At 69.8% G+C, this 9437-nt stretch carries 6 protein-coding genes and 5 pseudogenes; 8 read left to right on the forward strand and 3 right to left on the reverse strand.

Annotated elements, in window-relative coordinates:
* Positions 1-55: 55 nt before the first annotated feature.
* From ACWC1K_RS43915 to ACWC1K_RS43935, 5 genes and pseudogenes are all read left to right on the forward strand, one after another.
* Positions 56-1516 carry an aldehyde dehydrogenase family protein gene (locus tag ACWC1K_RS43915; protein ID WP_450839104.1) on the forward strand — a complete coding sequence of 487 codons (1461 nt, stop codon included), beginning with the start codon at positions 56-58 and terminating at the stop codon, positions 1514-1516.
* A gap of 179 nt (positions 1517-1695) precedes the next feature.
* Positions 1696-1866 (forward strand): annotated as a pseudogene (locus ACWC1K_RS43920) (IS5 family transposase); the annotation flags it as partial.
* Between the two features lie 231 nt (positions 1867-2097).
* Positions 2098-2937, forward strand: a complete 840-nt coding sequence (locus ACWC1K_RS43925) for an IS5 family transposase (RefSeq protein WP_450839105.1) — start codon at positions 2098-2100, stop codon at positions 2935-2937.
* A 328-nt stretch (positions 2938-3265) separates the two neighbouring features.
* A pseudogene (locus ACWC1K_RS43930) lies at positions 3266-3352 on the forward strand (ATP-binding protein); the annotation flags it as partial.
* Positions 3353-3673: pseudogene (locus tag ACWC1K_RS43935) on the forward strand (transposase); the annotation flags it as partial.
* A 9-nt stretch (positions 3674-3682) separates the two neighbouring features.
* Here the strand turns inward: ACWC1K_RS43935 and ACWC1K_RS43940 are convergent.
* Positions 3683-4837: a tyrosine-type recombinase/integrase gene (locus tag ACWC1K_RS43940; RefSeq protein WP_450839107.1), complete on the reverse strand. Its 1155-nt coding sequence runs from the start codon at positions 4835-4837 to the stop codon at positions 3683-3685.
* A gap of 94 nt (positions 4838-4931) precedes the next feature.
* On the opposite strand from ACWC1K_RS43940, the pseudogene ACWC1K_RS43945 reads away from it, so the two are divergent.
* A pseudogene (locus tag ACWC1K_RS43945) lies at positions 4932-5096 on the forward strand (pirin family protein); the annotation flags it as partial.
* A 287-nt stretch (positions 5097-5383) separates the two neighbouring features.
* Here the strand turns inward: ACWC1K_RS43945 and ACWC1K_RS43950 are convergent.
* The gene (locus tag ACWC1K_RS43950) at positions 5384-5989 is read right to left on the reverse strand and encodes a CGNR zinc finger domain-containing protein (RefSeq protein WP_450839109.1); all 606 of its coding nucleotides are present in this window, start codon (positions 5987-5989) and stop codon (positions 5384-5386) included.
* A 161-nt stretch (positions 5990-6150) separates the two neighbouring features.
* On the opposite strand from ACWC1K_RS43950, the gene ACWC1K_RS43955 reads away from it, so the two are divergent.
* Together ACWC1K_RS43955 and ACWC1K_RS43960 are read left to right on the forward strand one after the other, a co-directional pair.
* Complete coding sequence (locus tag ACWC1K_RS43955) at positions 6151-7377, forward strand: MFS transporter (protein WP_450839111.1); 1227 nt, start codon at positions 6151-6153, stop codon at positions 7375-7377.
* A 408-nt stretch (positions 7378-7785) separates the two neighbouring features.
* Positions 7786-7931, forward strand: a pseudogene (locus tag ACWC1K_RS43960) (pirin family protein); the annotation flags it as partial.
* 85 nt (positions 7932-8016) lie between these two features.
* Here ACWC1K_RS43960 and ACWC1K_RS43965 read toward each other — a convergent pair.
* Entirely contained in the window at positions 8017-9237 is a 1221-nt protein-coding gene (locus ACWC1K_RS43965) for a metallophosphoesterase (RefSeq protein WP_450839113.1), read from the reverse strand.
* Positions 9238-9437: the final 200 nt, after the last annotated feature.

Consider the following 9437-nt stretch of genomic DNA (forward strand, 5'->3'; position numbering starts at 1 on the left):
TATCACCACGCAAGAACGCGTACCAACGACGCTACGTAGCAAGGAGAACGACCTCATGGCCATCACCCGAGACCTGTACATCGCCGGCAAAGACGTGCCCGCCGCCTCCGGCCGGACCACCGACGACATCAACCCCTTCACCGGGGAGGTGTACGCCACCGTCGCCGCCGCCGGTCCCGAGGACGTCGTACGTGCCGTGGACGCCGCCGACGCGGCCTTCGAGGCGTGGGCCGCGCTGGCCCCCTTCGCCCGTCGGGCGATCTTCCTCAAGGCAGCCGACCTGCTGGACGCGCGCGGTGCACAGGTCGGCGACCTGATGGCGCAGGAGGCGGGCGGCACACGTCCATGGGCGTTCTTCAACGTGATGCTGGCGGCGAACATCCTGCGCGAGGCGGCAGCCGCGATCACCGCCCCGCGCGGTGAGGTGCTCAACGCGCAGGAGCAGGGCGCGCTGGGCCTGGCGGTACGCGAACCGCTGGGCGTGGTCGCGGCGTTCGCGCCATGGAACGCGCCGGTCATCCTGGGCGTGCGCGCCGTGGCGGCGCCGCTGGCCGCTGGCAACACGGTCGTCGTCAAGGCGAGCGAGGACGCGCCAATCGCCTGTGGGCTGCTGGTCGCCGACGTGCTGCGCGAGGCCGGGCTGCCGGACGGCGTGCTCAACGTCATCACCAACGCCCGTGAGGACGCTGCCGAGATCGCCGAGACGCTGATCGCCGACGAGCGGGTGCGGGCAGTGAACTTCACCGGCTCCACCGCTGTCGGGCGGATCGTCGGAGAGCTGGCGGCCCGTCACCTCAAGCCCGCCGTACTGGAGTTGGGCGGCAAGAACGCGGTGCTCGTCCTCGACGACGCGGACGTGGACTACGCCGTGGACGCCGTGACGTTCAGCGTGTTCATGAACGCCGGGCAGATCTGCATGTCCGGCGACCGGATCCTCGTCCACGAGTCCCTGGCGGAGGAGTTCACCCGCAAGTTCACCGCGAAGGCAGGTTCGCTGCCGGCCGGCGACCCCGGGGAGCCGTACACGGTCGTGGGCCCGCTGGTGAGCGCACAGGCCGCCCGGCGGGTGGCCGACCTGGTCGCGGACGCCGTGGCCAAGGGCGCGAAGGTCCTGGTCGGCGGCGGCGAACCGGACGGCGCGGTTCACCCGGCGACCGTCCTCACCGATGTCCCGAGGGACGCGACCCTGTACCACGCGGAGGCGTTCGGCCCGGTCTGCGTGATCGAGTCCTTCACCGACGACGACACCGCGGTGGCCCTCGCCAACGACACCGACAACGGCCTGACCTGCGGCATCATCACGGAGAACGCCACCCACGGACTGAGGGTGGCGCGCCGGATCCGTACGGGCATCGTGCACATCAACGACCAGTCGGTGGCCGACGAGCCCCAGGCCCCGTTCGGCGGTGCGAAGGCCTCCGGGTACGGACGCTTCGGCGGCCGGTGGGGGATCGAAGCGTTCTCCAACAGCCGCTGGGTGACCATCGCCACGCAGCAAGCGCACTACCCCTTCTGAACCGGATCGAGCGCCGGGGTCCACTGGGCGATCAAGGGGGATCGGCGAAGCCCGGACCATCGGACGGCCTGTCGGGCACGTCGCGACAGGGCTGGGAACACGCTGCCCACGCGCCGTGGAGTATCGGTGAGTGAATCCGCTGCGTGACGGTTCTGCCGACTCGGGTGCGCAGGGAGCCCTGGCTCATGCTGCACCGGCGCCTGGCGCGCGACTACGAAACCCACCCGCACCGCTCCGAAGCCATGATCCACATCGCCATGACCGACCTCATGGCCCGCCGCCTCACCGGCGAGACCACCACCTCCTGGCGCGACCCGACATCACCGAATCAAATTCGCATCCCGGGATAAAACAAAGGGAGAAAACGACCTCTAACTGAGCGTTTGGTCCTGTCTCGGTCGAGTTGGTGCCGTTTCCAGAGTCCTGCGGCGCCGGGGCCGCTGTGCTTGACGGGGCAGTCGACGCGTCCGCGACGCCTGGGAGTCGTTTAGTTCCGGCTGCTCCTGTCTGCTCCCAACACGCCCCCGAGCGCCGCCCTTTGACCGCTGGCAGGGCCGGCCGCGGTCGGCTACTTCGCAAACATGACCCCGCACGGCCCCTATCCCAGCGACCTGTCGGACGCGCGCTGGGAACTGATCGAGCCCGTCCTGACGTCCTGGCGCAACCAGCGCCGCGGCCGGGCGCTGGACATCGGCCGACCGCCCGAACACGACCTGCGCCAGATCATGAACGCCATCCTGTACGTGGACCGCACCGGCATTCCCTGGCGCTACCTCCCGCACGACTTCCCGCCCTGGGCCACGACTTACGGGTACTTCGCCAAGTGGCAGCACGACGGGGTATTCGAGCAGCTCACCGGCCTGCTTCGGCACCTGGTCCGCGAAGCCGAGGGCCGAGACGCGGAGCCATCGGCCTGCGTGCTGGACTCCCAGACCATCAAGACCTCCGCCAACGTGCACCTCGCGGACCAGGGCACGGACGCCGGGAAACGGATCATCGGGCGCAAGCGCCACCTCGGCTGCGACACCCTCGGCCTGCTGCTGACCGTGCTGGTCACCGCCGCCAGCGTTTCCGACACCGCAGCCGGCGTGACCCTGCTGTCCCGCATCGCCGCCGCCCACCCCCACATCACGAAGGCCTGGGTGGACGCGGGCTACCGCACCACCGCCATCGACCACGGCGCCCGCCTCGGCATCGACGTCCACCCCGTCCAACGCCCGCCCGGCGCCCGAGGGTTCACGATCATCCCGAGACGGTGGACCATCGAGCGCAGCATCGGCTGGCTCATGCACCACCGCCGCCTCGCCCGCGACTACGAGACACACCCGCACCGCTCCGAAGCCATGATCCACCTCGCGATGATCGACCTCATGGCCCGCAGACTCACCGGCGAAGCCACTCCGAACTGGCGCGGAACCTGACCCGGGACCAAACACGAATCAACGGACCAAACGCTCAGTAAGTCTCAGCAGGTTCGATCACCTCTGGTCGAACTCATGCTGTCCCCATGCTGACCTCCTTGATGCGCTGTCAGGTTCGTTCGAGGGGCGCTGTACCGGCCTGGCGGCCTGTGCCGAGGCTGATCGGAGGGCGCTGTTCGCCGTGCACAGCAAGCGCGCCAGCGCCGTGTGAGGGGGCTCTCGCTGCGTACCGGCCGCTGCCACGATGATCTCATGCGCTTCCTCCGGCGTCGCCGCCTAGCTTGGTCGCGGGTTCGCACTTGGTGAGCGAAGGGGCGAACGGGGTGCCTGTCAGGACGAGATCACCCGCCGGGAGACCGTTGCGTTCCAACGGCGTTTGCAGCGGGCCAAGTTCGAGCAGCAGGTCACCCTGGAGGTGGTCCGCGGCATCCCACCCATCCGCTCCCGTCGCGGCCCGCGACGCCGACGGCCCGCCAAGCTGCACGGTGACAAAGGATACGACTACCACCACCTGCGGCGATGGCTCGCTTCCCGCGGCATCCGGCACCGCCTTGCCCGCAAGGGCATCGAGTCGTCCCAGCGGCTGGGTCGGCACCGCTGGGTGGTGGAGCGGACCGTGTCATGGCTGTCTGGCTACCGCCGCCTGCACCGCCGCTACGAGCGCAAGCCGGAACACTTCCTTGCCTTCACCGCCATCGCCGCGACCCTCATATGTCACCGCCGACTGGCCAAGTGAAATGACGTCTTATGCGGCGAGGTCGAGGTTGAGGATCTTGGCGGCTTTGCTGATGGAGCCTGGCATGAGGTGGCGGTAGATCTTGAAGGTGATCTCGATGGTCTTGTGGCCCATCCACTCGGCGACGTCGGTGATGGGAATGCCGTGCGTGAGGCAGTTGGAGGCGAAGAAGTGCCGCATGCCGTAGACGACCATCCCATCAGGGATCTCGACCTGACCGGCCTTCTTGATCCGCTGCCACTGGTTGGCGATGTGGTAGTGCGGGAACGTGCGGGACGGGTCGCCCGGGTGGCGCAGCAGGTAGCCGTCGACGGTGCCGTGCTTGGCGGCGTACCACTCGATGCTCTGCCGCACCCGCGCCGGGAGGGGCACGTCCCGGTACTCGCCCACCTTGCGGTGCTTGAGCCGCTCGTACTGGCAGGTGGTCCGGTTGACCTGCTCGGTGACGCGGTAGACGTCGTCAGCGACGATGTTGTTCAGGTTGACCGCGAACGCCTCGCCGTTGCGCATGCCACACCCGCTCATCAGATCGGAGACCAGCAGGAAACTGTCGTCACCGGCGGTGCGTATCTGCTGCAACTGCGCCGGTGACGGGATCACCACCCGCTTGGGGTCGTACTGCGGCGGCTTCACCCCGGCCACCGGGTTGTCGTCGAACAGCCCGAGCCGGTTCGCGTCCAGCAGGATCGCCTTGAGCTTGTCGAAGGCGTTCGCCTGAGCGGCCAGGCCGATGCCGTTGCGTTCCATGGTCTGCAGGAAGCCTTCGACCACCTTGTGGTCGAAGGAGTTCATCCTCCGGCTGCCCAGCAGCGGCAGCAGATGGATGTTCAGCAGCGACTCCAGGTGCACCACCGACGCCGGCCCCAGATCCCGCTGACCGGCTTTCCACTCGGTGGCGTACTCCTCGAACCGCATCGCCCCGTACCGGGCGATCCGCTCCGCCTTCGCCTGACCCCGCGGGGCCGCCTTCTTCGCCTTGTACATCTCCGTCAAACGCTCGATGGCCGCATCCTGGGTCACGAACCCGGACTCCTCCAACTGCTGCCCCGCGGCCGACCGATACCGGACCTTGTAAGGGTGAGGGCACTTCGACCACCGCGACCGCGGATGCTCACACTCCTTGAAAAACGAACCCCTCCCACGAACCAGGACAGCGGAACCCATGGTTGCTGACTCCTCCACGACCGATGCTGGCAGCTTGCTGACCCTCACCGGTTCGGAACAGCGCTGACCTGCGGAAAAGCGCGCGGGATCCGCTATGTTCTGGAACTGGATCGGACGCTCCCAGGAAGCGATCGTGCAAGCCCGCCGGGACTGGATGGAAGGGGCGCGCTTCGGTGAGGTGAAGGGGTACGACGGGGCGCCACTGCCTGCTCCGGAACTGCCGCCGGTGCCGTTGAAGCCGCGGGGTAGGGTGCGTTGACCTGCGGGAACGCGTCAGGACTGGGCCTTGGCCATCGAGGCGGGAGACGGCATTGAGGAGGTTCGCCAGGGCGGGCGAACGTACTACCTTCTTGTGCCGGGTACGTGCTTGTTCGCCTCGTCGACTCCCTTGTTGGCCTGGCTGATTCCCTCGTTGAGCTCCTTCATGCCTTTGTTGGCCTTGTCGATGCCCTTCTCAAGCGCGCCTGGAAGACGCAGGGGCGGCCGACGCCGTGGCGTGCACTCGCGTGCTGGAAGCGGTCGCCGAGGCTGCCTCATGACGATGGCTCAGGAACTCGTCCCCGACGCGTGCTTGGTCCGCCACGTGGTCTTCTTGGCCTGGTTCCCACAGGTGTCCATGGAGCACCAGCGCCGGTTGCCCGGGCGGGACATGTCGAGGAACCAGGCGGCGCAGGTCGGTCCGGCGCACGCGCGGACCCGCTCCAGGACGGGGGACGTCGCCAGGGTCAGCGCATCGCGGGCGATGTCGGCGAGAACCGCGCCGACCGGGTCGGCCGCGGCGTAGGTCAGCGTGCCGTGCTCGTCGAGCACTGGCACCGGCGGCGCCGCGCCGGCCGCCTGGTTCAGCCGCGCGCGGTCGTCCGGAGGGCATCCGGCGGGGCCGCTGTCGCCGCGGGCCGCAGTCAGGAGTGCATGCACGGCCTCCCGCACCTCGCGCGCCTGGTGCAGCACGGCCTGAGACGGGACCGGGACGACGGTGCCGTCGGGGTACGGCCCCAGTTGGACGACCCAGGCGGACAGGGCCTCGGGGGAGTCCAACTCCTCGGTGGCACCGTCCAAGCCGCGCAGCCGCAGGGTGCGCATGAAGTCCAGGCAGAGCCGTCCGGATCCACTGCGGAAGCGGGAGACCGGCGGTGCGGGAGAGGCGGCCATGCGAAACAGCCTACTGCGGAACCGGTTTTACTGGTACGTTCAGGGAACCTGTTAAACCGGTTCCTGGTGACGGGTCGTCACCTCTCCCTTGCGCACTTTCCTTCCTCTCCTGCTCGAGGTGTGTCGTGGCTCCAGGCGTTTCCCCCACTGCGTCGCCGGCGTTGAGCCGGCCCCTGATCCTGCTCCTCTCCGTCGCCTGCGGCATCGCGGTGGCCAACATCTACTTCCCCCAGGCGATCAGCCCGCTGATCGCCGACGACCTGCACGTGCGCCCCGCCTCCGCGGCCGTGGTCGTCACCTGCGCCCAGCTCGGCTACGCCGCGGGCATCTTCCTGCTGGTCCCCCTCGGTGACCGGCTCCGCCACCGCGGACTGGTCACCACTCTTCTGCTGGTGACCTGTACGGGGCTCGTGCTCGCCGGGACGGCCACCTCCCTGCCCGTCCTCGCCGTCGCCAGCGCCCTGGTCGGCCTGACCACGGTCGTGCCGCAGATCCTCATCCCCATGGCGGCCGGCCTGACCGACCCGGAGCGCCGCGGCACAGTCACCGGAACCCTGCTCTCCGGACTGATCGGCGGGATCCTGTTGGCCCGCGCCTTCTCGGGCACCCTCGGCGAATGGCTGGGCTGGCGCGCCCCTTACCTCGTCGCCGCAGTCATGGTGCTGATCCTCACCCTCGTGCTGGCCGCCGCCCTCCCGCACACGACGCCCAGCACCGACCAGCGCTACCCGGCACTCCTGGCGGCCTCCCTGCACCTGTTGCGCGCCGAACCGCTGCTGCGCCGCTCGTGCCAGTACCAGATCCTGGTGTTCGCCGCGTTCAGCGCCGCCTGGACCGCGCTCGCCCTGTTCATCACCGGCCCGCACTACGACCTGGGAACCCCCGCCGTGGGCGTGCTCGCCCTGGTCGGTGCGGCCAGCATGTTCGCCACGCCCATCGCCGGCCGGCGCACCGACCGGCGCGGCCCCGACGCCGTGAACCTGCTGTGCATGCTGGGCGCCATCGCGGCGGGGGCGCTGCTGCTCACCGGTCGCCTGGGCGGCGCCGTCGGGCTGGTGGGGCTGGGCGCGGGGATGCTGCTGCTCGACGTGGCCATGCAGTCCGGTCAGGTCGCCAACCAGGCCCGCATCTTCGCTCTGCGACCGGAGGCCCGAGCCCGGCTCAACACCGCATACATGACCTGCGCCTTCTTGGGCGGCAGCGCCGGTTCGTGGCTCGGTGTCCGCGCCTACTCCGCCTTCGGGTGGAACGGCGTGTGCGGCCTGGTCGCACTTCTGGCCGGTCTGGCCCTGCTCCGTCACGTCCTGCGAAGCCGGGAGACCACGGCCGCCGCAGACGCACGAGTACCGGCGTCCACCGGGAAGGACGGCGTGCCCGCCGGACGCTGAACCACGCCCGCCTCTATCGCACCAGGCCGACCGCGACGGCCGGAACGGCCCGGTTTCTGTCCCATACCACCGCGGATGCGGGGCAGCGTATGGCTGCCCGCGATCAAGCGGCGGCCAATGCGCACATGCCGACACTCAGCACGTGGCGCGGTATGGCCCCGCGTGTCGGCGCCCTCGACGGCGCCCCGCCCGCCGGCGTGTCACCCGGCCGAGGAGAGCGACGGCAGGGCCCTGGCACGCGAGGTCGCCAGCCGCCCCTTCGTCCTGCTCAAGAACAACCCCGCTCCTGACGGCGGTGCGGTACTTCCCCTCGATCGGGACGCACTGCGCCGGGTCGCCCCAATCGGCGACGCCGCCCGCCACGCCCGCGTCATGGACGGCGGCAGCGCCACCGTCTTCCCCGAGCACGACTGGATCGGACGGTCCCAGGAGGAGATCGAACAGGCGCGCCGGGACTGGATGGAGGGATCGCGCTTCGGTGAGATGAAGGGGTACGCCGGGGCGCCGCTGCCTGCCCGGAACTGCCACCGGTGCTGTTGAAGCCGCGGGGGAGGGGCGCTGACCTGGTGGGCGTCCGTCGACACCGCACCCATCGGCTCGTGGACCGCTCCGAGCGGATGTGCGGGCCCCGCCCCAGTACTACTGAGAGGTGGGCACGTGCGGGGAGCGGAGCACGAGCAGGGTGATCTCGCTGGGGGCGAAGACGCGGAACGGCGGGCCCCAGAAGCCGGTGCCGCGGCTGGTGTAGAGGAGGGTGCGGGTGCCGTGGCGGCTCAGGCCCGCGACGACGGGCTGGTCGATACGGACCAGGTGGTGGAAGGGCCAGATCTGGCCGCCGTGGGTGTGGCCGGAGAGCTGGAGGTCGATACCGTCGGCTGCCGCCCGGTGGACGAACTTGGGCTGGTGTGCCAGGAGCAGGACGGGGAGGTCGGGGTCGGCTCCGTCCAGGGCTCCGGCGAGGTGGGCGCGGTGGCCCGGCAGGCCGGAGGACTCGGCGGTGACATCGTCCACGCCGGCGACCACGAGCGTGTCGCCTCCGCGCTCCAGCAGCAGGTGGCGGTTGCGCAGCGGTTCCCAGCCCAGCTCGTCCATCAGGTCGACCCAGCCCTGGGCTTCGCTGTAGTACTCGTGGTTGCCGGTGACGTAGACCCGGGCCCGGGTGGCTCGCACGGTGCCGAGTGGGGCGGCTTGGGCGCGGCGGCGTTCGGCGGTGCCGTCCGCGATGTCGCCGGTGTGGCAGACCACGTCGGCTTCCAGGCTGTTCACCGTCTCGCAGACCCGTGCCGACCAGCGGGCGCGGTCGAGGGGGCCGTAGTGGGTGTCGGTGATGAGGACGACGCGGAGGCCGTCCAACCCGGCACCCAGGCGCGGGAGTTCCACGTCCAGTCGGCGCACGCGGGGCACGCGGCGGGCTTCGGCGTAACCCCAGGCGAGTAGGAGGGCGGTTACGCCGAGGACAGTCCACGTGACGATTCGGGCCCGGTCCTGACTCTCGCCGACATCGGCCACGGTGAGGACGGCCCGCAAGAGGACGCCCAGCAGAACGGACCAGGTGAACAGAACCCAGCTGCTCCCCAGCAGGGTGTCACCGACGATCGCCGCCCGGTCCTGCTGGCGCCGGCCGTGACCGCGCACCATCGCGAGCGGCATACCTATCAGGCCGAGGATGAACAGGGCGGTGCCGACCAGCGCGACCGGCAGCGGCCAGTGCTGGCCGGTGTACAGGAGCACCCAGCCGGGCACGGTCCACAGCAGGACGGGGGCGATGAGAGGGATGTACCGCATCAGGCGCTGAAGCCGGCTCCGCCGCGGCGTCTGTGCCTCACCCTCGATGTGCTGGGTGTTGCTGGTGTCCGTCACCCTTCCCCCTCCCCAACCAGGCTGTTGTCTCGCGCACTGTATCCGGTCGTCCTGGGGTGGGAGCCGGGCGTCAGTGAGCCGGTGCTGGTCGAGCCGCTGTTGTGTTACTGACCTCTTCGGGTTGTTGTCGGGGGTGGTGACGGGTGCTGATCCCTGCGGTAGGCCGGTGGTATGCGGTACGCGCAGGGTGGCGGGCTGAC

The sequence above is a fragment of the Streptomyces sp. NPDC001492 genome (genome assembly GCF_053597275.1).